Source organism: Nonomuraea sp. LP-02 (assembly GCF_036289125.1).
GTDB lineage: Bacteria > Actinomycetota > Actinomycetes > Streptosporangiales > Streptosporangiaceae > Nonomuraea > Nonomuraea bangladeshensis.
In genome coordinates this window covers 1,771,766-1,793,795 of sequence record NZ_JAXCLK010000001.1, presented here as the reverse complement: position 1 = coordinate 1,793,795, position 22,030 = coordinate 1,771,766, and the positions used below count along the sequence as shown (strand labels likewise).

Here is a 22,030-nt window from a genome sequence, read left to right as displayed (position 1 = left end):
CCATTGTTGATCTTGAGGGTTTTGTGCAGCCCCGGCGCCTTTACAAAGTAGATTCATAACTGCCGGGCACGGACGGCGCCGTCCAGTCGGCGAGCAGGCGCAGGGCCTCCTCGGTCGAGGACCCCGGCTCCACGTTGTACACGCACAACGTCTGGTCGGGGTCCCCCGGAGGCTGCAGGGACTCGTACGAGAAGTGCAGGTCCCCGACCAGCGGGTGATGGTAGCGCTTGGAGCCGTGCGTGCGCCGCAGCACCCGGTGGTCGTTCCACCACGTGCTGAACTCCGGGCAGCGCAACGTCAGCTCCCCCACGAGGTCGGCGAGCCGGCGGTCCCCGGGGTAACGGCCGGCTTCGAGCCGCAGCATGGCGACGGTCTCGGCGGCGATGCGCTCCCAGTCCCCCGTACGCTCCCGGGCCGCGGGATCCAGCAGGTAGTAACGGGCGAGATTACGCTGCGGAACCGGAAGGGCGTCGAAGTCCGTAAGGACGGTCCGGGCCAAGCGGTTGGCGGCCAGGATGTCCGTACGCCGCCCGACGACGAACGCGGGCACGTGGTCGAGCGTACGCAACATCAGGTGGAGCCCCGGCCGGACGCGCTGCGGGCTGACCGGCGCCCGCCGGGCGGGCCGGGCGAGCAGGTCGGTGAGGTGCTCGCGCTCGGCGAGGTCGAGTTCGAGCGCCCGCGCGAGCGCCTCGACGACCTCGGGCGACGGGTTGCCGGCGCGGCCCTGTTCGAGGCGCGTGTAGTACTCGGTGCTGACCCCGGCCAGCCGGGCGACCTCGTCGCGGCGCAGCCCGGGCACCCGGCGGGCCCGGCCGTCGGCGGGGAGCCCCGTACGGTCGGGAGTGATCCTGGCGCGCCGGGAGCGCAGGAAGTCGGCGAGCTCGCGGCTACGGTCCATGCCTCCCATTGTGGCCGGACGGGGACCCGGCGGCCCCTGGCGTAGGTGGCCCTGTCAGTACCTGCCTCCCGGGAACCTGCCTGGTCAGGGCGCGTCCAGGCCCCCTGGCGAGGGGTCACGGGGTGGTGTGCTGAAGAGGCGGAACTCCCGCACCGGACCCCGGAAAGGACCCACCTCTCATGACCACGCACACCTCCGCTCGTCCCCTCGCCGGCCGCGTCGCGGTGGTCACCGGAGCCTCCAGCGGCATCGGCGAGGCCACCGCCGAGCACCTGGCCGAGCTCGGCGCGCACGTCGTCGTCCTGGCCCGGCGCGCGGAGCGCCTGGACGCCCTGGTCGACCGCGTCGCCACGGCCGGCGGCCAAGCCCTGGCCCTCGCCGCCGACGTGACCGACGAGGCAGCGGTGCGCGCGGCCGCCGGGCGCGTCGCGAACGAGCTCGGCGGCGCCGACCTGCTGTTCAACAACGCGGGCGTCATGCTGCCCGCGCCCGTGGAGGAGCTGGCGACCGACCAGTGGCGGCACCAGATCGACCTCAACATCACGGGACTCATGAACGTCATCGGGGCGTTCGTCCCCCAACTGGTCGAGGCGGCCGCCGAGCTCGGCGTGGCGGACCTGGTCAACACCTCGTCGATCGCGGCGCAGAACATCTTCCCGAACTTCGCCGTCTACTCGGCGACCAAGGCGTACGTCACCCACCTGTCCCGGCACCTGCGCACCGAGCTGGGGCCGAAGAACGTCCGGGTGTCGGCGGTCGAGCCCGGCATCGTCGGCACCGAGCTGCAGGACCACGTCACCGACGAAGGGGCGCGGGCCTGGCTGGAGGGGGCGCGGCAGGCGATGGAGTGGTTGACGCCGCAGGACGTCGCGCGCACGATCGGGTTCCTCGCGAGCCTGCCGCCCCGGGCGAACCTCCAGCAGGTCACCATCATGCCGACCGGCCAGGCGAGCTGACGCGGCGGCGAGGGCAGGGGCCGGCCGGGTTGAGCACCAGGGAAGAGACCCGGCAGGCCCCTGCGGGCGGGCGTTGACACCTCCCAGCCTCACCCGTCACACAGAGTGACGTCAAGGCAGGGTTGTATCACCTTCGGTCACCGGACGCGGGCCAGGAACACGTACTCGCGGCCCGGCCGGTCCGGGGCTTCGCGGACCTCCTCCACGACGTATCCGTGCGCGTCCAGGTCCTGCTCGACCTCCTCACGCTCCCGGAACCGCAGCGTGGACTCCGACGTCAGCACCGCCCCGTCGGCGGCGAACACCCACGTCCCACGGAAGGTGACCAGCGGGCCGCTGACGTCGAGCAGGTCGAACCACTGCTCGACCCGGCCCACGCCCTCGACGTCGGTCACCTGGTACGACTCCGCGCGGTTCCACGCCAGCCACGCCCGGCGGGCCGGCACCCGCGTCTCGAACACCAGCCGCCCGCCCGGCCGCAACGCCCGATGCGCACCGTCCAGGGTGGCGGCCCAGTCGTCCGGCTCGACGATCGCCTGGGCGACGTTCGCGGTCATCGTGGCCAGGTCCACGGCCATCGGCGGCAGCGCGCGGGCGTCGCCGTGGATCCAGCGCACCCGCTCGGCCCCCGGCTTGGCGCGGGCGACGGCCAGCGACGCCGCCGCCGGGTCGACGCCGGTCACCTCCAGGCCCCGCGCGGCCAGCATCAGCGCGAACGTCCCGGTGCCGCACCCGACGTCCAGCACGCTGCGCGCGCCCAGCTCGGCCGCGATCGCCGCGTAGACGTCGAGGTCGGAGCGGTCGGGGTCGAGCGGGTCGTACACGGCGGCCAGCCGCGGGTCCTCGAACTCCTCTGCCATGCCGCGACCCTAGGCACAGAGCCGGACAGGCGCCACCGGATAAACACCCGCTCAGGCGGCGGGCCAGAATGGGCGCATGACACGTGCGGTGTACGTCGCGGCGGGCGAGGCGGAGAGCAACAAGGGCACGGTCGCCCTCGGCATGGTCGAGCTGCTGTCCCGGCAGGTGGGGGCGGTGGGCGTGTTCCGGCCGGTGGTGCGGGCCGGCCGCGAGGACAACCTCATCAACACCATCCGCGGCCGTTTCCAGCTCGGCCTCCCCTACGACGCCTGCGCCGGGGTCACCTACGACGAGGTGCACGCCGACGCCGACCGCGCCGCCGGCGACATCGTGGCCCGCTACCGCGAGCTGGCCGGGCGCTGCGAGGCCGTGGTGGTCGTCGGCACCGACTACACCGACGTGGGCGCGCCGACCGAGTTCGAGTTCAACGCCCGGCTCGCCGCCGACCTGGGCACGCCCGTGCTCAACGTGGTCAGCGCCAGGAACCGTACGGCTGCCGAGGTGGCCGCCGCCGTGGAGCTGTCGACGCGGCAGCTCGTCCACCACCACGCCCACGAGCTCGCCGTCGTCGTGACGCGCGCCACGGAGCCGGCCGGGCTGCAGGCCGCGTTGAAGCATCCGACGCCCGTGTTCGTGCTGCCGGAGGCCGCGTCCCTGCGCGCCCCCACCGTCGCCGACCTGCTGCAGGCGTGCGACGGCGGGTTCTTCCTCGGCGACCGTGACGGGCTCGGCCGCGAGGCGAGCGGGCTCATGGTGGGCGCGATGTCGCTCCCGAACATCCTCGACCGCTACACCGAGGGCACCGCGCTGATCATCCCGTCCGACCGGGCCGCCGCGCTGCTGCCCGGCCTGATCGCCGCCCACACCTCGCCGGGCTTCCCCTCGCTGTCCGCGGTGATCATGACCGGGGGGACGGAGCTGCCCGCGCCGGTCGAGCGCCTGCTGCGCGGCATGGTCATCCCTCTGCCGGTGATCGCCACCGACCGCGACACCTTCGACACCGCGACCCGCCTGTCGGCCGTGGAGGGCCGCTTCACGCCCGCCGCCGAGGGGAAGATCGACACGGCGCTGCGGCTGTTCGCCGAGCACGTGGACGGCCCGGTGCTGCTGGACCGGCTGGCCATCGCCAGGACCGACGTCGTCACGCCGCTCATGTTCGAGTACGAGCTGCTGGACCGGGCGCGGGCCCGCCGCCGCCGCATCGTGCTGCCCGAGGGCGAGGAGCCGCGCATCCTGCGCGCCGCCGAGGTGCTGCTGCGCCGCGGAGTGGCCGAGCTGACCCTGCTCGGCGACCGCGAGCGCATCGCGGCGCAGGCCGCCCAGCTCGGTCTGGACCTGGACGGGGCCGACGTGATCAGCCCGTTCGACCCCGAGCTGCGCGAGCGTTTCGCCCGCGAGTACGCCGCACGCCGCGCCCACAAGGGCATCACCGTCGAGCTCGCCCGCGACGCCGTCACCGACGTGTCCTACTTCGGCACGCTCATGGTGCACCTCGGCCTGGCCGACGGCATGGTGTCGGGGGCCGCGCACACCACCGCGCACACGATCCGGCCGGCGTTCGAGCTGCTGCGCCTCGGGCTGGTCTCCAGCGTGTTCTTCATGTGCCTGGCCGACCGGGTGCTGGTGTACGGCGACTGCGCGGTCAACCCCGACCCGGACGCGGCCCAGCTCGCCGACATCGCGATCGCCTCGGCCCGTACGGCCGCGCTGTTCGGCGTGGAGCCGCGGATCGCGATGTTGTCGTACTCGACGGGCGCCTCGGGCGCGGGCGCGGACGTCGACAAGGTGCGGGAGGCGACCGAGCTGGTGCGCCGGAGCCGCCCCGACCTGCCGGTGGAGGGCCCCATCCAGTACGACGCCGCCATCGATCCCGCCGTCGCCCACGCCAAGATGCCCGGCAGCGAGGTCGCCGGCCGCGCCACCGTCTTCGTGGTGCCCGACCTCAACACCGGCAACAACCTCTACAAGGCGGTGCAGCGCAGCGCCGGCGCGGTCGCGGTGGGGCCGGTGCTGCAGAACCTCCGCAAACCGGTCAACGACCTGTCCAGGGGCGCGACGGTCGCCGACATCGTCACCACCGTCGCCATCACCGCCGCGCAGGTGCGCGACGACGTCCCCGCCGAGCCCGTGACGAGCGGCGCGGACGTGGCCCTCTCCCCCGGTGCCCGCCGATGAGCGCCGTGCTTGCCGCCACGGACGCCGACATGCCCGCCGTGCGGCGCATCGCCCGCCGCTTCGGGCTGCTGACCGGCTGGCCGCGCGGGGCCGACTTCCTGGACGCGGAGCGGGCGTTCGGCACCCTCCTGATAGCGCGCGCTCCCGGTGAGGACGCCGCCGGGTTCGGCGGGACGCTGCGCCGGGCGGACCTCACCCACCTCGGCGACCTGTTCGTGCTGCCCGACCGGCAGTCCGGCGGCGTCGGCCGGGCCCTGCTGGCCGAGTTGCTGGCCGGCGACGGGCCGAAGGTCACCTTCGCCAGCTCCGATCCCCGCGCCCTGGCCCTGTACGTCCGGCACGGGCTGCGTCCCTGGACCCCGCTGCTCTACCTGACGGGCCCCGCCGCGCCGCTGCCCGCGCCGCCCGTTCGCGCGGCCCTCCCGGGGGAGGTCGCCGACGCCGACGCCCGCGCCTCCGGCGGCGCCCGCCCCGGCACCCTCGCCTGGTACGCGGCCCAGCCGGACGTCACCCTGCACGCCACCGGCGCGGACGGCTACGCCTTCGCCCGCCGCTCCGGCGACGACGCCCTGATCGGCCCGGCGGGCGGCGCCACGCCGGGCGACTGCGCGGACGCGGTGCTCGGCGCCCTGGCCGCCGTCGGCGCGCGGACCGGGCGGATCGCCGTCCCCGGCCCGCATCCCCTCGTGCCCCTGCTGCTGGGCGCGGGCTGGCACATCGCCGACCAGGACACCTTCATGGCCGACGAGGCCGCGCTCGCCCGGCTGCGCCCCGACAGGTACGTCCCCCACCCCGACCTAGGCTGAGCCGTCGCCGGACGTCCTCGCCGCCGGCCGGGGGAAGGCGTCGCGGTGCGGACCGTGGTCGGGGTCGAACTCGTGCCGGATGCGGGCGCAGTCCTCCAGCAACGCTCCCTGCAGCATCCGCAGCCGGTCGTCGCGCGTCCGGCCGAACATCGACTGCGAGACGTGCTGCTGGCGATCGCCCTCGCGCAGGGCCGCGCGCAGCTCCCGCAGGTCCTCCTCGCGTCCGCGGCCGAGCTGCAGCCGCCCGAACGTGCCGAACACCCGCGACAGCGCGTCCAGCTCCTCGGCCAGCGGGCGGGGAACCTCGGCCGCCTCCTGCGCCGGCAGCCCGCGTACGCCCGACACGAGGTCCGCCAGCCCCCTGGCCACGCCCCTCAACTGGTGGCAGGCGTGGTCCAGGCAGGTCGCGGCCTCGGCCACCTGCCGCAGCCGGCGGTCGTAGCGGCGGCGGCGCAGCGACAGGCGTACCGACTCCTCCGCCTGGTCGCTCGCCTCCTTGGCCCGCTCCAGGCGCCGCGACAGGTCCCTTGCCCGCTCCAGCCAGTCGTCGGCCGCGTCCTTCCCCCAGTCGGAGCGCAGGCCGTCGGCGATGTCCTGGGCCAGCTCCGACAGCTCGCCGGACAGGTCGCCGAGCTCGCGCATCGCGTCGTCGACGAAGCGCGGCGGCAGGATCAGCAGGTTCGCGGCGATGCCGATGGCCGCGCCCAGCAGCACGTCGCCCAGCCGGGCGAAGCCGTAGGTCTTGCCCAGGGCGAGCACCAGCAGGGCCGTGATCGGGATCTGCACGTTGCGTTCCGGCAGGTTGAGCAGGCGGGTCAGCACCAGGCCCGCCAGCACGAGCACGCCCAGGGTCACGGCGTTGACGCCCATCAGCCAGATCAGCCCCGACGCCGCCGCCATGCCGACGAAGACCGCGCCGACCTGCTGCACGCCGCGCACCACGGTGTCGTACGCGGTGGCGGAGATCGTCAGCAGCACGCCGATGGGCACGAGCACCGGCAGATCGACCTTCAGCACGTACGCGGCCAGCCACCAGCCGAACAGGCACGCGACGGTCACCTTGATCGTCTGGATGAGCTCGTCGCGCTCCAGCTGCAGCCAGCGCCCGAGTCCCTGCCGGTGGATGCTGGCGAGCGCCGCCGCCCCGCTCCGCAGGATGCGCCCGAGCGGGGAGCCGCCGTTGTCGCGCCCCCGTCCCGGTTCGGTCTCCATGTCTTTCCCCTGCCCAGCCAGGACGCCTGATAGAGACCGGTCTGTCTGGGTAGCGGCAAGCGGAGTCACCAGACACGGGAGTCGCGCATGAGGACGTTAGTCGGAGCCGAGCGGATGGCGGTCACCGAGGGCTGGGCGCCCGGGGACCGGCTTCACCTGTTCAACGTCGGGCCGCGCCACGCCGGCGTCGAGCTGACCTTCTGCGCGGAGGGCCGGCCGCCGCTCGGACCGTACCGGACGGTCGTGCCCGCCCAGCGGCACCAGGCGCTGTCGCTGGAGGAACTGGCCGGGCCCGCCGTCCTGTCCCCCGCCATCGCCTACGCGGTCGTGATCGTCGCCGACGTGGACGTGCTCGTCGACCTGACCCGCGACACCCACGAGGCGAGCCGCCGCACGGCGGCGTGAGGTCCGGCCGGCGTTTGACGCAATCTTGCCGATCGGCCGGGCGTTGCCACGCGCTCCGGCCGGCGGCGAGCGGCTACTGTCCCTGGATCATGGGAAAGGGTAATCGCATCAGACGTCAGCGCAGGCGGCTCGACCAGCAGCACGAGCCGGCGCGAACCCCGCCGCGGACGGGCGCGGAGGACGTGACGTCCTCGTCGGAGGAGTTCCTGACACGCCTGGACGCGTACCTGTCGGAACAGCCCGGCTCGCACGACTGCGGTGAGGGCGGCGCGCCCGCCGCGGCGACGATGCCGGAGGTGCTCGCCGCGCTCGCAGACGGGCGGGAGCTGCGCACGCGCGACCTGGCGGCGGCCGTGCTCGCCGGGCGCGGCTGCGCGTGCGCGGTCCGTACGGAGTTCAGCCAGGCGCTGCTGGACCTGCTCAAGAGCGACGGGCGGGTCGAGGGCACGTTGCGGCGGCCGTCGTACTGGTGGCGGGCGACGCCGGAGGCATAAGGGTTACGGTGACGGGACCGGGGCGAGGCGTGGGAGCACGTACTCGCCCACCCGGTACGCCTCCTCCAGATGCGGCCAGCCCGACAGCACGAACTCCGACACCCCCGCCTCGGCGTACTCCCCCAGCAGCGCGGCGACCTCGGCGTAGGAGCCGACCAGCGCGGTGCCCGCCCCCTCGCGGACCAGCCCCACCCCGGCCCACAGCCCGGGGTGGATCTCCAGGTCGCGGGTCGAGCCGGCGTGCAGGTCCACCATCCGGCGCTGCCCGACGGAGTCGTAGCGGGCGAAGCGGCGCTGGGCCGCCTCGACACGGGCGGGGTCCATGCCGGCGAGGAGCCGGTCGGCCACGGCCCACGCCTCGGCGGCGGTGTCGCGGGCGATGACGTGCACGCGCAGGCCGTAGCGGAGCTCGCGGCCGAGCGGCCCGGCCAGCGCGCGCAGCCGGGCGACGCGCTCGGCGACGGCGTGCGGCGGCTCGCCCCACATGAGCACGACGTCGGCGTGCCGGGCGGCGACCTGTTCGGCCGCCGGCGAGGCGCCGCCGAAGTAGAGCGTGGGGGCCGGGTCGAGCGGCCGGGCCAGCCCGCCGCGCTCGACCTGGTAGTGCTCGCCGTGGTGGTCGAAGGGCGTGCCCGCCCAGGAGCGGCGCAGCACGTGCAGGAACTCGCCGGTCCTGGCGTAGCGGGCGTCGTGGTCGAGGAAGTCGCCGTAGGCGCGCTGCTCGACGGGGTCGCCGCCGGTGACGACGTTGAGCAACAGCCGCCCGCCGGAGATCTCCTGGAACGACTGCGCCTGCTGGGCGAGCAGCGTCGGCAGCGCGTACCCGGTGCGGAAGGCGACGAGCAGCTTCAGCCGCTCGGTGTGCTGGGCGAGCGCGGCGCAGACGATCCACGGGTCGGGGCAGCCCGCGCCGACGGGGGTGAGCGCGGCCTCGAACCCGGCCTGCTCGGCGGCCCGGCCCACCTGCGTCAGGTACGCGAGGCTCGCCGGGCGGTCGGCGGGGCGGAAGGCGTCGGTCGTGGTGATGGCCGAGCGGACGTCGTGGCCGTCGCCGGTCGTCGGCAGGAACCAGTGGAAACGGAGCATCCGGGCTACCTCGCCTGCTTCGTGTCGTCAATGTCATCATCGGCCGCGGCCTGGCGCACGGCCAGCGCCACGCTCTCGCGCACCGCGGGGAAGTCCGGGTGGGTGTGCGGGTCGGGCGCGTGGGGAAGGTCCGAGCGCTGGTCGAGCAGGACGCGGCCGGGCCGCCTGCTCATCACGATCAGGCGGGTGCCCAGGTAGACGGCCTCGTCCACGCTGTGCGTGACGAACAGCACCGTCGTGCCGGTGGCCTGCCAGAGCCGGCGCAGCTCCTCCTGGAGGCGTTCCCTGGTGAGCGCGTCCAGCGCGGCGAACGGCTCGTCCATGAGCAGGATCGCCGGGCCGGGGGCGAGCGCGCGGGCGATGGCGGCCCGCTGCTGCATGCCGCCCGACAGCTCGTACGGCCGCCGCTCCGCCACGTCGCCGAGCCCGACGAGCTCCAGCAGCCCGGCCGCCCGCGCCCGCCGCTCCGGCCCCAGCAGGCCCGCCGTCCGCAGCCCGAACTCGACGTTGCGCCGCACGTTCAGCCAGGGGAACAGGCGCGGCTGCTGGAACACCACGCCCCGGTCGGGCCCCGGCCCGGTCACCGGCGCGCCGCCCACCTCGATCCGCCCGGCGGTCGGGGCCGCGAACCCGGCGACCAGCCGCAGCAGCGTGCTCTTGCCGCAGCCGGACGGCCCGACGACGGCCACGAACTCGCCCGCATCGAAGCCGGCCGTGATGCCGCGCAGCGCCTCGACGGGCTCGGCCCGCGACCAGCGGGAGCGCGGGCGGTAGGTGAGCGAGACGCCGTCGAGCCGCACGCCGGCCGCCGTACGCGACCCGCCGGTCAGCTCATCCGCTGAACGCATCGCGCAGGTCCTTCGTGGCCAGGCCCTTCTGGAAGACCGTGAGCTCGGGCACCGACGGCAGCTTGTTCTGCGCCTTGAGGAACGCGGCCGCGTCCCGCAGGTTCTCGGCGAGCTTGCCCGGCGCGTCCGGCGTGCCGAGGTAGTCGGGCCCGGCCTGCTCCTTGCCGTCGAGCAGGATCAGCTCATCGAGCTGCGCGGCGGCCTCGTCCGGGGCGAGGTTGAGCTGGCGGCCGACCGCGGCGGCCGCGGCCTGCTTGTCGGAACGCACCAGCTTGACGGCCCGGTCCTGCTGGCGCAGCCAGGTCCGCAGGGTCTCGGGGTAGGAGGTCGCGAACTGGGTGCGCACCACGGCGAGGTCGGCGGTCAGCTTGCCCTCGGCGGCCAGCTCCTTGCTGGTCACCAGCGTCTTCCCGGTCTTGCGCAGCTCGCCGAGCACCGGCGTCCAGACGTAGGCGGCGTCGATGTCGCCGCGCGTCCAGGCGGCCTGGATGTCCGGCGGCTCCAGGTCGACGACGGTGACGTCGGACTCGGCGAGCCCGGCCCGCTGGAGCGCGGCGAGCAGGCTGTAGTGGGCGGTGGAGGCGAACGGGGTGGCGATCTTCTTGCCCTTCAGCCCGTCGGCGGAGGTCGCCTCGCGGGCGACGAGCGCCTCGTTCTCGCCGATGACGTCGAAGATCCACGGCACCTGGTACGGGATGTTCAGCGGCGCGGACAGCCCACGGGTGACCGGGCTGCTGCCGGCCAGGCCGATGTCGATGCTCCCCGCCACCATCGCGGTGTTGACGTCGCCGCCGGAGTCGAACTTGATCCAGGTCACCTTGGTGTCCGGCAGCTCGTTCTCCAGCCAGCGCTGGTCCTTGACGATGAGGTCGCCGTTCGGGATGAGCTGGTAGCCGATGCGCAGCTCCTTGGGGCTGCCGTCGGCGTTGGCGGCGTTCGCGGCGCCGCCGCTCGCGCCGGTGCCGGTCGAGCAGGCGGCCAGGCAGAGGGCGAGCGCCAGGGCGGGGACGAGGCGGAGTTTCATGGGCTGGTGCCTCCGGGGGTTTCAGGCCTTGCCGCGCCAGGGCACGAGCAGGCGCTCGATGGATTGCAGGAGCGTGTCGATGAGCAGCCCGGAGGCGCCGATGACGAGCAGGCCGAGCACGACGACGTCGGTCTGGTTGTAGCGCTGCGCGTCGCGGATCATGCCGCCGATGCCGGGGACGCCGTTGACGGTCTCGGCGGCCACCACCGTGGTGTAGGCGACCCCGACGGCCACCCGGACGCCGGTGATCACCTCGGGGAGCGCGGAGGGGAGCACCACCCGGTACGGGAGCTGCCATCGGCGGGCGCCGAGCGAGCGGGCCGCGTACAGGTAGTCGGCGTGCACGCCGCGTACGGCGTCGGCGGTGGCCACGGCCACGGGCGGCAGCGCGGCCACGAACAGCAGCGCGACCTTCGGCGGCTCGTCGATGCCGAGCCAGATGATCAGCAGGCTGAAGTAGGCCAGCGGCGGCAGCGTCCGTACGAACGTGATGAGCGGGTTGAGCAACGCCCGCACCGTGGGCACGAGCCCGACGACCAGGCCGAGCGCGACGCCGCCCGCGATGCCGTAGAGGCTGCCGAGCGCGATCCTGCGCAGGCTGGCCAGCAGGTGCTCCGACAGCAGGTAGCCGCCGTAGCCGCGCTGCCCGTCGTGGGTGGAGGAGGTGAGCAGGAACTGCTGCCACACCGAGCCGGGCGACGGCACGAACACCTCCGGCCAGAGGTGGGCGGCCGCGACCGCCCACCAGATCGCCCCGAGCAGGATCACGCTCGCGGCCCGGAGCGCGACGCCACGGAACACCGGCCCAACCCCTATTCCCTATAAACGACTGGTTTAGTGGGAAATACGGTAGAGGATCCGGCCCGCGCCGCGCAAGCTGCGGCGACGCCGCTTTCACGACACGGCGAACCCCGAGAACAGCGCCAGGGCGAGCGCGAGCGCGACCACCACGTTGACCACGGTCGCCGCCGCGAACACCGCGACCGGCCGCCAGCCCGCCTCCCGCAGCGAGGCCACCCGGAACTCCAGGCCGATGCTCACGAAGGCCAGGATGAGGAACCAGGTCCGCAGGTCGTTCGCCACCCCGATGACCTCCTTGCCGTGCCCGGCGGAGACCGTGGTGAGGTACCAGGTGGCCAGCACGGAGGCGGCCACGAAGCCGAGCACGAACTTCGGGAAGCGCCGCCACAGCTCCCCCGCGCCGGGCCGGGGCGCGTCCGGCCGCCGGTCCACGCGGAAGGCGAACCAGGCCGTCAGCGCCACCACGACGACGCCGATGAGCGCGTTCTGGGTGACCTTGACGATGGTGGCGATGGCCAGCGCGTCCTCACCGGCGAGCGCGCCCGCGGCGGTCACCGCGGCGGTGGTGTCGATGTTGCCGCCGATCCACGCGCCCGCGACCTCCGGGCTCAGCCCGAGCAGCGAGGCCAGCGCGGGCAGGACGAAGATCGACGGCAGCGCGAAGGCGATCACCAGGCTGGCGCTGTAGGCGAGCTGCTCGCGCTTGGCCTGCACGGCTCCGGCCGCCGCGATGGCGGCGCTGACCCCGCAGATCGACACGGCCGACGACAGCAGCGCCCGCAGCCGGTCGTCCAGCCCCAGCCGGCCGCCCAGCCACCAGGTGAACAGGAACACCGTGCTGATCAGCACGAGGGCCTGCACGATCGCCGGCCCGGCCGCGGTCACGATCACCTTGAGGTTGATCGACGCGCCGAGCAGCACGAGCCCGGTCTTGATGAAGAACTCGGTGCGGAACCCGCCCGACAGCCGCTCCCGCAGCCCGGCCGCGGTGAGCACCGCGTTGCCGAGCAGGCCGAGGACGATCGCGTACACGGGGAACTCGACGGCCTTGGCCAGGCCCGAGCCGGCGAACCAGGACGGGACGTTCTGCTCCAGGAAACGGGTGGCGGCCCCGAGCAGCAGGACGGCGAGCACGCCGAGCGCGCTCCACTGCCACGTGCGGGTCGCGGCGGCGGTCCCGGCGGTCATCACGGCACCAGACCGGGCGGGATGACGCCGGCGAGGACGAGGACGAGCAGGGCCAGGCCGACGAGGGTCGCCGCCCAGTCCTCGTTGAACGCGGTACGGCTCTCAGGAGGTTCTTCTCGGGTGCTCATGGGGTGCCCCTCTCCGGCGGTCGGCCGACTTGAGGACACCACGGAGGAGTAAATCCGTCAAGACCTACTGATTTAGTGGGTTAGTCGCGGCGACCGTCTCGTCCTCCAGCGAGGTCGCGCCCTGCTCCCAGCAGCCCAGCACGTGCTCCGCCCACAGCCGCTCGACGGCCAGGGCGCACGCCGCGCCGTACAGGATGTCGCCGGTCAGCGGCGGCTCCTGCGTCGCCAGCCCGGTGCACAGGTCGTGCGCGGCGACCTGCTCGTGCACGGCGTCGGCCTGGACGTGCTCGTCGTAGAAGCGGGTCGCCTCGGCGTCCCCGCCGAGCCTGCGCAGGGCCGTGGCGTAGCGGCGGTTGGGCAGCGACGAGGTCATCTCCAGCGCGGCGAGGTGCCCGGCCAGCGCGCCGCGCAGCCGGCGGTGCAGCCCGAACAGCGACATGACGTTGGAGACGGCCAGCGTGATGCCCGGCACCCGGCCCAGGTAGGCGCCGTAGGAGTCGTCCAGGTCCAGGGCGGTCATGGTGCCGCGGAACAGCTCGGCGTGCATGCGCTCGGGCCTGCCGCCGCCGTACTCGTCGGACTGGACCTCCACCAGCGCGGCCTTGGGCCGGCCGTGCAGGCGCGGGATGCCCCAGGTGTGCGGGTCGGCCTCCTTCAGGTGGTAGATCGAGCGGTGGACGACGAACTCGCGGAACCGGTCGAGGTCGGCCTCGCGCTGGAGGTACGCCGCCAGGCCCGGCCCCTGCTGCTCGTCGTGGGCGACCAGTTCCTTGAGCGCGCGGCGTACCTGCTGGGGCGGCACCGGCGCGGGACGCGGCACGGCGTCCGCGAGCGCGCCCTCCAGACGGCGTTCGAGCTCGCGCCGGAAGCCCAGGAGCGACGGCTGCCACTCCCAGCGGTCGTCCACGCCGGCGAAGCCGCGGTAGTGCAGCTCGTAGCAGGCGAACAGGGCGAGCTGCAGGTCGCCGTCCGCCAGGGCCGTGGCGCAGGGGCGCGGCGCCGCCGGCGGCGGGTCCAGGTCGGCGGGCGGCCCGGCGAGACGTTCGAAGAGCTCGGCGGTGATGGGGCCGCGAGCGGCGGGCAGGCGCATCAGGCTCCGCTGCCCGGGGCCCTGAGGCCCAAACCGCGCGCCCCGGGCAGCGTGGCGGTCGCGGGCCGGGCGCGACAGGCCCGCGATGATGGGAGGGAAGATCACGATGACAGGAGCCACGCATGCAGATCGGTGTCGTCTTCCCGCAGTCCGAGATCGGCGCGGACCCGGGCGCCGTACGCGCCTACGGCCGGCGCGTCGAGGAGCTGGGCTTTCGCCACCTGCTCGCCTACGACCACGTCGTGGGCGCCGACCCGGCCGTGCACCAGGGCTGGAGCGGCCCCTACGACGTGCACACCACCTTCCACGAGCCGATGGTGCTGTTCGGCTACCTGGCCGCGCTGACGTCGCTGGAGCTGGTCACCGGCATCATCATCCTGCCGCAGCGGCAGGCGGTGCTGGCCGCCAAACAGGCCGCCGAGGTCGACCTGCTGACCGGCGGGCGCTTCCGCATGGGCGTGGGGCTGGGCTGGAACCACGTCGAGTACGAAGCGCTCGGCGCGGACTTCCGCACCCGCGGGAAGCGGATCGAGGAGCAGGTCGCCGTGATGCGCCGGCTCTGGTGCGAGCAGACCGTCACCTTCGAGGGCGAGCACCACCGGGTGAGCGCCGCCGGGCTCGCGCCGCTGCCGGTGCAGCGGCCGATCCCGGTCTGGTTCGGCGCGCAGTCGCCCCCGGCCTACCGGCGGGCGGGGCGGCTGGCCGACGGCTGGTTCCCCCAGATGGCTCCGGGGCCGGAGCTCGACCAGGCCAAGGCCATGGTCGAGGAGGCCGCCACGCAGGCCGGCCGCGACCCGTCCGGGCTCGGCATGGAGGGCCGGGTGGGGTGGACGGGCGACGCCGGGGAGCTGGCAGACCTCGCCGGACGCTGGCGGGAGGCGGGCGCGACGCATCTCGCGATCAACACGATGGGGGCCGGCCTCGGCCCGGTCGAGGGACATCTGGACGCACTGGAGGAGGCCGCCGCCGCGCTCGGACTGGAACGCGGCTGAGAGCACACCGGCGCATTACCTTCGCCGCCCGTCATGGGGATTTCGTGACCGGGGAATGACGCAGGTCAGAGGGGTGTTGTACCGTCCAGTGAGCGTGGCCTCGACCTCAGCCGTGGAGCGAGTGACCACCGGGCCGCGCTCGCCTGCGTCCGCGTCGCGGGCGCCGCGTACGATCCCACTCCCACCGCGGGCCTTCGATGCCCGCGGCCGCTGAATCCGCCACAGGCGGAACCGGGGACCCGTTCTCGACCGGGGTGAATCGGCACGTCCGTGTGCCGTAGGGCAGCTTCCGCACGCCCGAACCCGTCAGCTAACCCGGTAAGCGGCACGGAAGCACAAAGGAGCAATCCCTCATGGCCATCAGCCGTTTCATCCGTGCCCCGAAGCTGAACGCCGCGAAGCTGGCGGTGAGCGGGGCCCTCGCCGTGTCCGCCCTGGGCGCCACCGCCGCCGTGACCGCGGCCGCCGACAGCACTTCCGCGCAGCCCGCGGCCGCCGCCCAGCAGGGCGTCAGCAACCGCGACGCGCGCGTGAACGTCACCGCCCATCAGGTGCTGGACCTCGCCCGCGCCCAGGTGGGCACGTCCGAGAACGCCGCCGGCGGCGGCACCAAGTTCCAGCAGTGGTACGCCGACTCGCCCCGCGCCGGCGAGACCGTCCTGCGCGACGGCGGCAACAGGAACGCCTACCTGAACGCCCCCTGGTGCTCGATGTTCGTCTCCTGGGTCGGCGAGCAGAGCGGCGCCCGCTCCCAGATCGGCTGGGACGCCTACACCGTCTCCCACGCCAAGTGGTTCGCCGCCAACGACCGCTGGGGCACCGAGGCCAAGCCCGGCGCCGTGGTGTTCTTCTCCTGGAGCGGCAGCAAGAGCCTGAGCGCCATCAACCACGTCGGTTTCGTCGTCAAGGACAACGGCGACGGCACGATCTCCACGATCGAGGGCAACACCGGCAACGGCAAGGTCGAGGAGCGAGTCCGCCCGACCTCCCAGGTCGTCGGCTACGGCTACCCGAACTACGCCGCCTGACCTCCCGGTTCGTCCGGAGGCCAATTCCTGAGCACCGAGTCGAGGGCGTCGAGGGTTCTCGCCCAGGACACGTCCACCTCTCGCGGGGTGCGGGCGAAGCCGCCCTGCGTCTCCAGGCTGACGAAACCGTGGAACGTGCTGTGCAGCATGCGCACGGCGTCGGTCTGGGCGGGCTCGGGCAGGTCGTAGCCGCGCAGGATGGCCCGGGTCATCTCGGCGTGCCGGCGGGCGGCGCTGGCGTAGGCGGTCTCGTCGTCGAGCTGGATCTGCCCGGCGGCGTACCGGCCGGGGTGTTCCTTAGCGTAGCCGCGGTAGGCGTCGGCGAAGGCCACCAGGGCGTCCTTGCCGGCGCGGCCGGCGAGGGCGGCGGCGGCCCGCTCGGCGAGCTCGGCCAGCGCGAGGACCGCCACCCGTACCCGCAGCTCCTGGGCGTCCCTGACGTGGGAGTACAGCGCGGCGGGCTTGACGCCGAACCGGCGGGCGAGCGCCGAGACCGTCAGGTTGTGGAAGCCGAGCTCGTCGGCCAGCTCCGCCGCCGCCAGGGTCAGGCGTTCCGCGGTCAGTCCAGCTCGTGCCACGTGCCCTCCATCACTTAAAGCCTTTAAGCATTTGCATAATAGCATTAAGGAAACTAGCCTCGCCGCTCATGAGACCTCTCACCGAGCGCGAGATCCGCGCGTCCCTCATCAACTGCTCGAAGGGTGAGGCCAAGCGCGCCGACGTGCCGAAGGACCTGCCCGACCAGCCCTGGGACGACCTCGACTTCCTCGGCTGGCGGGATCCGGGCGCGCCCGAACGCGCGTACCTGGTGGCCGAGCGCGACGGCGCCCTCGTCGGCGTGGCGCTCCGCGTGACCTCGGGCGCGGCCCGCGGCTTCACCGCGCGCAGCATGTGCTCGCTCTGCCTGACCACGCACACCAACGGCGGCGTCGCGCTCATGAGCGCCCGCCGCACCGGCGAGGCGGGCCGCCAGGGCAACTCCGTCGGCCAGTACATGTGCGCCGACCTCGCCTGCTCCCTCTACCTGCGCGGCGGGAAGAAGGCCGCGGGCGGCGGCGTCATCGACGAGTCCCTCACCCTGGAGGACAAACTCGCCCGCACCCGGACGAACCTGTACGCCTTCCTGGACAAGGTGGCCGCGACATCTGCATGAGACCGGTCAGACCGCAGGGCCGCGGGTCCGGAAGGAGGCGCGGTAGGACTGCGGGGTGACGCCGACCACCCGCTTGAACCGCTCACGGAACGCGGTCGCCGACCCGAACCCGGCCTGCGCCGCGACCCGCTCGACGCCGTGGTCCGTGGTCTCCAGCAGGAGCTGGGCCCGCCGCACCCGGGCGCGCAGCAGCCACTGCAACGGCGTGGTGCCGGTCTGCTCGCGGAAGCGGCGGCCGAAGGTGCGCTCGCTCATCCCGGCGCGCGCCGCCATGCCGGCCGGCGTCAGCTCGGCGGCGAGGTTGTCCTCGATCCAGCACAGCACCGGCTCCAGCAGCGAGCCGCGCGGCGCCGGCGGCCGGGCGTGCGTGACGAACTGCGCCTGTCCGCCCTCGCGTTCCAGCGGCGTCACCGCCAGGCGGGCCGCGTCGGCGGCCACCGCCGAGCCGAGGTCGCGCCGGATCAGGTGCAGGCACAGGTCCAGCCCGGCCGCGGCGCCGGCGGAGGTGAGGATCTGGCCGTTGTCCACGTAGAGGACGGCCGGCCGCACGTCCACCAGCGGGTACGCCTCCGCCAGCCGCGCCGCCGCGGCCCAGTGCGTGGTGGCGCTGAGCCCGTCGAGCAGCCCGGCGGCGGCGAGGGTGAACGCCCCCACGCAGATGGAGGCGATCCGGACACCGCCGGCCGCCGCGGCGCGCAACGCCTCCAGCGCCGCCGGGCCGGGCGGGGCGGCCCCCTCGGAGCAGCCCGGCACGACGACGGTGTCCGCCTCGCGCAGCGCCTCCAGGCCGTGCGGGGCGACGATCGTGAAGGCGTCGCTCGCGACCTGCGGCGTCACCGCGCAGACCAGCACGCGGTACGCCCGCCGTCCGTCCACCCTGACCCGCCCGAACACCTCGACCGGCGTCGCCAGGTCGGCCGCCACCACCTGGTCCAGCGCCAGGACCGCCACCGTGTGCATGCGGGACACCGTAGGCGGTGGCGGGAACCCGTGGGAAATTGTCGTTCCAGCCACTGGGGCCGGCGATCGGCCGGCCCTAGCGTGTTCCCCCGTGTCCAACCTCATGTCCATCCTCATGCCGATCCTCATCGGGATCGTCTGCGTCTGCCTGCTCTCCCTGATCCCCGACCCGCACCGCCGCCGGGCCAACGCCGTGCTGGTCGCCGGCGCGGGTGCCGCGTACCTGAGCGGCGGCGGGCTCGGGTACGCCGAGTTCGTCCTCCCGGTCGTCATGACCTACGTCGCCTTCCGCGGCCTGGAAAGCTGGACGTGGATCGGCGTGGGCTGGCTGCTCCACACGGCCTGGGACGTCCTCCACCACCTCAACGCCAGCCCCATCCTCGCCTTCGTCGGCGACTCCTCCTTCGGCTGCGCCGTCTGCGACCCGGTCATCGCGCTGTGGTGCCTCGCGGGCGGCCCGCCGGTGCTCGCCCGGCTGCGCGACCGGCTGCGCCGGGCCGCCCCCGCCGCTTAGACGCGCCCCGAAGGACCGGAGCGCGGCGCGAAAACGTTCCGGCTCCTCGACGGTGAAGGGGACGTCCAGGAAGGCGAGGCGGAGCAGCAGCCACTGCCAGGTGTCGAGCGCCAGCACGGCCCTGGTCCGCCGCTCCCCCAGTGCCTCCAGGTCGGCGTCCTCGTAGGCGAAGGCGTCGGCGACGTCGGCCAGCGACGCCTCGACGGTGAGGACGACGCGCTCGCGGTCCTTGCCGAGTCCCTGGCGCAGGTAGTCGAGCGCGGTGTCCGCGGGCAGGGGGCGGGGGTCGTACGTGCTGGTCGAGGTGCGCAGGCCGGTGACGCGGTCGAGGCGGAAGACCCGCCAGTCGTCCTTGGCGGTGTCGCGGGCGAGCAGGTACCAGCGCAGGTTGTGGTGCACGTGCCGGTAGGGCTCGGCCCGCCGGGAGGTGACCGCGCCGTCCCTGCCGGTGTAGTCGAAGGTGACGACGAGCCGGCGCTGGATCGCCTCGGCCAGCTCGGCCAGGACGTCGGCGCTGACGCTCGGGGCCCGCCCGGTGCTGGTCTCCAGGCTCGCCCGGAGCTGGGCGGCCCGGTGCCGCAGCCGTTTCGGCAGGAACTGGTCGACCTTGCCGTAGGCGCGGGTGGCGGCCTCGTCCACGCTGCCCTCGGCGGCCCGGCCGGTCGCGGCGAGAGTGGCCAGCCCGAGAAGGGTCGCGATCGCCTCGTCGTCGTCGAGCACCAGCGGCGGCAGCGCGCTGCCCGCCACGAGCCGGTAGTGGCCGCCGGGGCCGGGCCGCGTCCGCACCGGATAGCCGTAGGCGCGCAGGCGGTCGACGTCGCGGCGCAGGGTGCGGGGGCTGACGCCGAGCCGGGCGACGAGCTCGGCGGCGGTGAACGCCCGCCCGGTCTGCAATGTGGCGAGCAGGGCGAGGATGCGCTGGGTGACGTCCGCCATGCCTCCAGTCTTCCCCGGGATGCGGCCAGGAAGTGGCCACAACTGTTCGTAGCGTCGTACGCATGCCGAAGTTCATCCGCATCCGGGGCGCCCGGACCAACAACCTGAAGAGCCTGGACGTGGACCTCCAGCGCGGCCGGCTGACCGTGTTCGCCGGGGTGTCGGGGTCGGGCAAGTCGTCGCTGGTGTTCGACACGATCGCCGCCGAGGCGGGGCACCAGCTCAACGAGACGTTCCCGCCGTTCACCCGCAACCGGCTGCCCCGATGGACCCGTCCCGAGACCGACGAGATCGCCGGGCTCTCCCCCGTCGTGCTCATCGACCAGCGCAGGATCGGCGGGAACGCCCGCTCCACGGTCGGCACGATCACCGACGCCTGGACGTACCTGCGGCTGCTGTTCTCCCGGGCCGGCACGCCGTACGTGGGCGAGTCCAACCGGTTCTCCTTCAACGACCCCGCCGGGATGTGCCCGTCCTGCTCCGGGATCGGCGAGATCGTCGTGAGCGCCGTCGAACGGTTCCTGGACCTGGACAGATCGCTCGCCGACGGGGCGATCCTGCTGCCCGGGTTCGGCAACGGCGGCTACTGGTACAGCCAGTACGCCGACATCGGCGTCTTCGACGCCGGCACCCCGCTCCGCGACTGGACGCCCGGCGAGCGCGCCGCGCTGCTGTACGGCGGCGAGCACGCCGCCCGGCTCGGCACCCGGCCGCCGAAGGACTACGAGGGCGTCGTGGAGCGCTTCGAACGCATCTACCTGCACACCTCCGACGACCTGTCCGACCGCAAGCGGGAGACCATCGAGCGCTTCACCCGGTCGGAGACCTGCCCCGACTGCCGCGGCGACCGCCTCAACGAGGCCGCCCGCACCGCGACGCTCCTCGGCCGCACGATCGGCGAGATGGCCCGCATGGAGATCACCGAGCTCGCCGCCCTGGTGGAAGAGGTACGCGACCCGGCCGTCGCGCCAGTCGTGGCGGCACTCGGCGACAAGCTGCGCGCCATGATCACCATCGGGCTCGGCTACCTGCACCTCGGCCGCGCCACCCCCACGCTGTCCGGCGGGGAGTCGCAGCGCGTCAAGACCGTCAAGCACCTGGGCAGCAGCCTGGTCGAGATGCTCTACGTCTTCGACGAGCCCACCGTCGGGCTGCACCCGCACGACATCGCCTCCATGACCGCCCTGCTGCGGCGGCTGCGCGACAAGGGCAACACCGTCCTGGTCGTCGAGCACGACCCCGCCGTCATGGCGATCGCCGACGAGATCGTCGAGATCGGCCCGGACGCGGGCGCCGGCGGCGGGCGGCTGGTGTTCCAGGGGTCCTTCGACGGGCTCCGGTCGGCCGGCACCGCCACCTCGGCGGCCCTGGCCTCCCGTACGCCGCTCAACACGGCCCCGCGCCCGCCCAAGGGCATGATCACGGTGACCGGCGCCACCCGCAACAACCTCAGGAACCTGACCGTGGACATTCCGGCCCAGGTGCTCACCGTGCTGACCGGGGTCGCCGGCTCGGGCAAGTCCAGCCTCGCCGCCGAGCTGGTCGCCCAGCACGACGCGATCGTCATCGACCAGCGGCCGGTCAGCGTCAACCGCCGCTCCACCCCCGTCACCTACACCGGCATCGCCGGGGCCGTACGCAAACTGTTCGCCCGGCACAGCGGCCTGCCCGCCGGGATGTTCAGCGCGAACTCGGCCGGCGCCTGCCCCGACTGCAAGGGCCTCGGCGTGATCTACACGGACCTCGCCTTCATGGACGGCCAGGAGAACGTCTGCGAGACCTGCCACGGCCGGCGCTTCACCGACGAGGTGCTCCGCCACCGCGTGAACGGCCTGTCCATCGCCGACCTCGACGACCTGACCATCGCCGACGCCCTCGACCGGCTGCCCGACCGGCACATCCGCGACGGGCTGCGCCACCTCGACCGGGCCGGCCTCGGCTACCTGCGCCTCGGCCAGCCGCTCACCACGCTGTCCGGGGGCGAGTGCCAGCGGGTGAAGATGGCGCGGGAGCTGCGCGAGGCCACCGAGCCGGCGCTCTACGTCCTGGACGAGCCCACCACGGGCCTGCACCTGCGCGACATCGCCGCCCTGCTCGGCGTCCTCGACCAGCTCGTCGAGCAGGGACACACGGTGGTCGTCATCGAGCACAACCTGGACGTCATCCGGCACGCCGACTGGGTCATCGACCTCGGCCCCGGTCCGGGCCGCCACGGGGGCCGCATCCTCTACCAGGGCCCGGTCACCGACCTCAAGGACACAGCCACCGCCACCGCCCTCCACGCGGACTGACCGCCCTCACAGGCAGGGTTGACGGCCCGCTCGCCGCTCCCGGCCCTTCCCGCCGGTCGGCCACACGGCGGCGGGGGCTCGTGCGGACGCCGCCGCACCGCCGCGCCGTCGTCTCGTGGGCGCCTTCCCTCCGCTGGCGACAGATCCTCCGGCAGGGGCTACCTTCCGCGCGCGGTTTCGG

Annotated in this window: 22 protein-coding genes, 1 pseudogene and 1 riboswitch; of the genes and pseudogenes, 10 read left to right on the top strand and 13 right to left on the bottom strand. The window is 73.8% G+C overall.

Annotation, left to right across the window (positions count from 1 at the left end):
• Nucleotides 1–40: 40 nt before the first annotated feature.
• A complete protein-coding gene (locus SMD20_RS08370; RefSeq protein WP_329577218.1) occupies nt 41–901 on the bottom strand; it encodes a helix-turn-helix transcriptional regulator in 861 nt (286 codons plus the stop codon).
• 179 nt (nt 902–1,080) lie between these two features.
• Here SMD20_RS08370 and SMD20_RS08365 point away from each other — a divergent pair, with 179 nt between their 5' ends.
• Nucleotides 1,081–1,857 carry an SDR family oxidoreductase gene (locus SMD20_RS08365; protein WP_329577215.1) on the top strand — a complete coding sequence of 259 codons (777 nt, stop codon included), beginning with the start codon at nt 1,081–1,083 and terminating at the stop codon, nt 1,855–1,857.
• A gap of 137 nt (nt 1,858–1,994) precedes the next feature.
• Here SMD20_RS08365 and SMD20_RS08360 read toward each other — a convergent pair whose 3' ends face one another.
• The gene (locus SMD20_RS08360; RefSeq protein WP_329577213.1) at nt 1,995–2,717 is read right to left on the bottom strand and encodes a class I SAM-dependent methyltransferase; all 723 of its coding nucleotides are present in this window, start codon (nt 2,715–2,717) and stop codon (nt 1,995–1,997) included.
• 76 nt (nt 2,718–2,793) lie between these two features.
• On the opposite strand from SMD20_RS08360, the gene pta reads away from it, so the two are divergent.
• Together pta and SMD20_RS08350 are read left to right on the top strand one after the other, a co-directional pair.
• Nucleotides 2,794–4,893, top strand: coding sequence for a phosphate acetyltransferase (pta, locus tag SMD20_RS08355; RefSeq protein ID WP_329577210.1), 2,100 nt, complete (start codon nt 2,794–2,796; stop codon nt 4,891–4,893).
• Nucleotides 4,890–5,699: a GNAT family N-acetyltransferase gene (locus SMD20_RS08350; protein ID WP_329577207.1), complete on the top strand. Its 810-nt coding sequence runs from the start codon at nt 4,890–4,892 to the stop codon at nt 5,697–5,699. The genes pta and SMD20_RS08350 overlap by 4 nt, the downstream gene beginning before the upstream one ends.
• On the opposite strand, the gene SMD20_RS08345 is transcribed toward SMD20_RS08350, so the two are convergent.
• Nucleotides 5,691–6,911 carry an FUSC family protein gene (locus SMD20_RS08345; RefSeq protein ID WP_329577204.1) on the bottom strand — a complete coding sequence of 407 codons (1,221 nt, stop codon included), beginning with the start codon at nt 6,909–6,911 and terminating at the stop codon, nt 5,691–5,693. The genes SMD20_RS08350 and SMD20_RS08345 overlap by 9 nt on opposite strands.
• Before the next feature lie 87 nt (nt 6,912–6,998).
• Here SMD20_RS08345 and SMD20_RS08340 point away from each other — a divergent pair, with 87 nt between their 5' ends.
• Entirely contained in the window at nt 6,999–7,316 is a 318-nt protein-coding gene (locus SMD20_RS08340) for a sensory rhodopsin transducer (protein ID WP_329577201.1), read from the top strand.
• Between the two features lie 89 nt (nt 7,317–7,405).
• Nucleotides 7,406–7,810, top strand: a complete 405-nt coding sequence (locus tag SMD20_RS08335; protein WP_329577199.1) for a hypothetical protein — start codon at nt 7,406–7,408, stop codon at nt 7,808–7,810.
• Nucleotides 7,811–7,813: 3 nt separating this feature from the next.
• Here SMD20_RS08335 and SMD20_RS08330 read toward each other — a convergent pair whose 3' ends face one another.
• From SMD20_RS08330 to SMD20_RS08300, 7 genes are all read right to left on the bottom strand, one after another.
• On the bottom strand, nt 7,814–8,896 hold the full coding sequence (locus SMD20_RS08330) for an LLM class flavin-dependent oxidoreductase (RefSeq protein ID WP_329577196.1): 1,083 nt from the start codon (nt 8,894–8,896) through the stop codon (nt 7,814–7,816).
• 5 nt (nt 8,897–8,901) lie between these two features.
• Nucleotides 8,902–9,744, bottom strand: a complete 843-nt coding sequence (locus tag SMD20_RS08325) for an ABC transporter ATP-binding protein (protein WP_329577194.1) — start codon at nt 9,742–9,744, stop codon at nt 8,902–8,904.
• The gene (locus SMD20_RS08320; RefSeq protein ID WP_329577191.1) at nt 9,728–10,768 is read right to left on the bottom strand and encodes a taurine ABC transporter substrate-binding protein; all 1,041 of its coding nucleotides are present in this window, start codon (nt 10,766–10,768) and stop codon (nt 9,728–9,730) included. The genes SMD20_RS08325 and SMD20_RS08320 overlap by 17 nt, the downstream gene beginning before the upstream one ends.
• Before the next feature lie 21 nt (nt 10,769–10,789).
• Complete coding sequence (locus SMD20_RS08315) at nt 10,790–11,569, bottom strand: ABC transporter permease (RefSeq protein WP_329577188.1); 780 nt, start codon at nt 11,567–11,569, stop codon at nt 10,790–10,792.
• 93 nt (nt 11,570–11,662) lie between these two features.
• Nucleotides 11,663–12,757, bottom strand: coding sequence for a YeiH family protein (locus SMD20_RS08310; RefSeq protein ID WP_329577185.1), 1,095 nt, complete (start codon nt 12,755–12,757; stop codon nt 11,663–11,665).
• Nucleotides 12,757–12,885, bottom strand: coding sequence for a hypothetical protein (locus SMD20_RS08305; RefSeq protein WP_329577183.1), 129 nt, complete (start codon nt 12,883–12,885; stop codon nt 12,757–12,759). Before SMD20_RS08305 ends, SMD20_RS08310 begins: the two co-directional genes overlap by 1 nt.
• Nucleotides 12,886–12,949: 64 nt before the next feature.
• Nucleotides 12,950–13,975 (bottom strand): iron-containing redox enzyme family protein, encoded by a 1,026-nt coding sequence (locus SMD20_RS08300; protein ID WP_329577181.1) that lies wholly within the window; start codon nt 13,973–13,975, stop codon nt 12,950–12,952.
• A 122-nt stretch (nt 13,976–14,097) separates the two neighbouring features.
• Here SMD20_RS08300 and SMD20_RS08295 point away from each other — a divergent pair, with 122 nt between their 5' ends.
• Nucleotides 14,098–14,967, top strand: coding sequence for an LLM class F420-dependent oxidoreductase (locus SMD20_RS08295; protein WP_329577178.1), 870 nt, complete (start codon nt 14,098–14,100; stop codon nt 14,965–14,967).
• Between the two features lie 198 nt (nt 14,968–15,165).
• A riboswitch (cyclic di-AMP (ydaO/yuaA leader) is annotated at nt 15,166–15,306 on the top strand.
• A gap of 14 nt (nt 15,307–15,320) precedes the next feature.
• Entirely contained in the window at nt 15,321–15,995 is a 675-nt protein-coding gene (locus SMD20_RS08290; RefSeq protein WP_329577176.1) for a CHAP domain-containing protein, read from the top strand.
• Here the strand turns inward: SMD20_RS08290 and SMD20_RS08285 are convergent.
• The gene (locus SMD20_RS08285) at nt 15,983–16,573 is read right to left on the bottom strand and encodes a TetR/AcrR family transcriptional regulator (protein ID WP_329577174.1); all 591 of its coding nucleotides are present in this window, start codon (nt 16,571–16,573) and stop codon (nt 15,983–15,985) included. The genes SMD20_RS08290 and SMD20_RS08285 overlap by 13 nt on opposite strands.
• Nucleotides 16,574–16,641: 68 nt before the next feature.
• On the opposite strand from SMD20_RS08285, the gene SMD20_RS08280 reads away from it, so the two are divergent.
• Nucleotides 16,642–17,148: an FBP domain-containing protein gene (locus tag SMD20_RS08280; protein WP_329577170.1), complete on the top strand. Its 507-nt coding sequence runs from the start codon at nt 16,642–16,644 to the stop codon at nt 17,146–17,148.
• Between the two features lie 6 nt (nt 17,149–17,154).
• Here SMD20_RS08280 and SMD20_RS08275 read toward each other — a convergent pair whose 3' ends face one another.
• Nucleotides 17,155–18,108 (bottom strand): GlxA family transcriptional regulator, encoded by a 954-nt coding sequence (locus tag SMD20_RS08275; RefSeq protein WP_329577166.1) that lies wholly within the window; start codon nt 18,106–18,108, stop codon nt 17,155–17,157.
• Here SMD20_RS08275 and SMD20_RS08270 point away from each other — a divergent pair.
• Nucleotides 18,107–18,622, top strand: coding sequence for a DUF6010 family protein (locus tag SMD20_RS08270; RefSeq protein WP_329592473.1), 516 nt, complete (start codon nt 18,107–18,109; stop codon nt 18,620–18,622). The two genes, SMD20_RS08275 and SMD20_RS08270, sit on opposite strands and share 2 nt — an antisense overlap.
• A 318-nt stretch (nt 18,623–18,940) precedes the next feature.
• Here the strand turns inward: SMD20_RS08270 and SMD20_RS08265 are convergent.
• Nucleotides 18,941–19,558, bottom strand: a pseudogene (locus tag SMD20_RS08265) (helix-turn-helix transcriptional regulator); the annotation flags it as partial.
• Nucleotides 19,559–19,620: 62 nt separating this feature from the next.
• Between SMD20_RS08265 and SMD20_RS08260 the strand changes: the two are divergent.
• Nucleotides 19,621–21,849, top strand: a complete 2,229-nt coding sequence (locus SMD20_RS08260; protein ID WP_329577163.1) for an excinuclease ABC subunit UvrA — start codon at nt 19,621–19,623, stop codon at nt 21,847–21,849.
• Nucleotides 21,850–22,030: the final 181 nt, after the last annotated feature.

Coding starts and splice junctions, on each gene's coding strand:
- SMD20_RS08370 (WP_329577218.1), bottom strand. CDS start 901: ATGGACCGTAGCCGCGAGCTCGCCGACTTCCTGCGCTCCCGGCGCGCC.
- SMD20_RS08365 (WP_329577215.1), top strand. CDS start 1,081: ATGACCACGCACACCTCCGCTCGTCCCCTCGCCGGCCGCGTCGCGGTG.
- SMD20_RS08360 (WP_329577213.1), bottom strand. CDS start 2,717: ATGGCAGAGGAGTTCGAGGACCCGCGGCTGGCCGCCGTGTACGACCCG.
- pta (WP_329577210.1), top strand. CDS start 2,794: ATGACACGTGCGGTGTACGTCGCGGCGGGCGAGGCGGAGAGCAACAAG.
- SMD20_RS08350 (WP_329577207.1), top strand. CDS start 4,890: ATGAGCGCCGTGCTTGCCGCCACGGACGCCGACATGCCCGCCGTGCGG.
- SMD20_RS08345 (WP_329577204.1), bottom strand. CDS start 6,911: ATGGAGACCGAACCGGGACGGGGGCGCGACAACGGCGGCTCCCCGCTC.
- SMD20_RS08340 (WP_329577201.1), top strand. CDS start 6,999: ATGAGGACGTTAGTCGGAGCCGAGCGGATGGCGGTCACCGAGGGCTGG.
- SMD20_RS08335 (WP_329577199.1), top strand. CDS start 7,406: ATGGGAAAGGGTAATCGCATCAGACGTCAGCGCAGGCGGCTCGACCAG.
- SMD20_RS08330 (WP_329577196.1), bottom strand. CDS start 8,896: ATGCTCCGTTTCCACTGGTTCCTGCCGACGACCGGCGACGGCCACGAC.
- SMD20_RS08325 (WP_329577194.1), bottom strand. CDS start 9,744: ATGCGTTCAGCGGATGAGCTGACCGGCGGGTCGCGTACGGCGGCCGGC.
- SMD20_RS08320 (WP_329577191.1), bottom strand. CDS start 10,768: ATGAAACTCCGCCTCGTCCCCGCCCTGGCGCTCGCCCTCTGCCTGGCC.
- SMD20_RS08310 (WP_329577185.1), bottom strand. CDS start 12,757: ATGACCGCCGGGACCGCCGCCGCGACCCGCACGTGGCAGTGGAGCGCG.
- SMD20_RS08305 (WP_329577183.1), bottom strand. CDS start 12,885: ATGAGCACCCGAGAAGAACCTCCTGAGAGCCGTACCGCGTTCAACGAG.
- SMD20_RS08300 (WP_329577181.1), bottom strand. CDS start 13,975: ATGCGCCTGCCCGCCGCTCGCGGCCCCATCACCGCCGAGCTCTTCGAA.
- SMD20_RS08295 (WP_329577178.1), top strand. CDS start 14,098: ATGCAGATCGGTGTCGTCTTCCCGCAGTCCGAGATCGGCGCGGACCCG.
- SMD20_RS08290 (WP_329577176.1), top strand. CDS start 15,321: ATGGCCATCAGCCGTTTCATCCGTGCCCCGAAGCTGAACGCCGCGAAG.
- SMD20_RS08280 (WP_329577170.1), top strand. CDS start 16,642: ATGAGACCTCTCACCGAGCGCGAGATCCGCGCGTCCCTCATCAACTGC.
- SMD20_RS08270 (WP_329592473.1), top strand. CDS start 18,107: ATGCGGGACACCGTAGGCGGTGGCGGGAACCCGTGGGAAATTGTCGTT.
- SMD20_RS08275 (WP_329577166.1), bottom strand. CDS start 18,108: ATGCACACGGTGGCGGTCCTGGCGCTGGACCAGGTGGTGGCGGCCGAC.
- SMD20_RS08260 (WP_329577163.1), top strand. CDS start 19,621: ATGCCGAAGTTCATCCGCATCCGGGGCGCCCGGACCAACAACCTGAAG.